This window comes from Rhizobium sp. KNZ2-6A (genome assembly GCF_056755475.1).
Map to the genome: position 1 here is coordinate 1 of NZ_JBNDIC010000157.1, position 276 is coordinate 276.

The following is a 276-nucleotide window of genomic DNA, read 5'->3' on the forward strand; positions in this document are numbered from 1 at the left end:
GGTGAAGCCGTACTTGGCTGCGTTGTCGCGCGCCCAGTTCTCGTAGGCCGACCCCTTGTTGACCGCCAGCTTCCTGCCCTTAAGATCATCCAGGCCCTTGATGTCCTTGCCGTTCTTGCCGATCACGAAGGTGTAGTCGGTGTTGAGGTACCCCTCGGAAAACAGCAGGGCGCGGGCGCGTTCCTCGGTGGCCGTGGTGGGCGCCAGCACGAAGTCGTATTTCTTGGCGTTCAGGCCCGGGATCAGCGCGGCGTACTCGGTGCCTTCGATCTTGAT

At 62.0% G+C, this 276-nt stretch carries 1 protein-coding gene; it reads right to left on the bottom strand.

What is annotated here, in order from left to right; genetic code table 11:
- The coding region (locus ACPYOP_RS33025) for a transporter substrate-binding domain-containing protein (RefSeq protein WP_481414395.1) at positions 1-276 on the bottom strand (276 nt) is incomplete at both ends.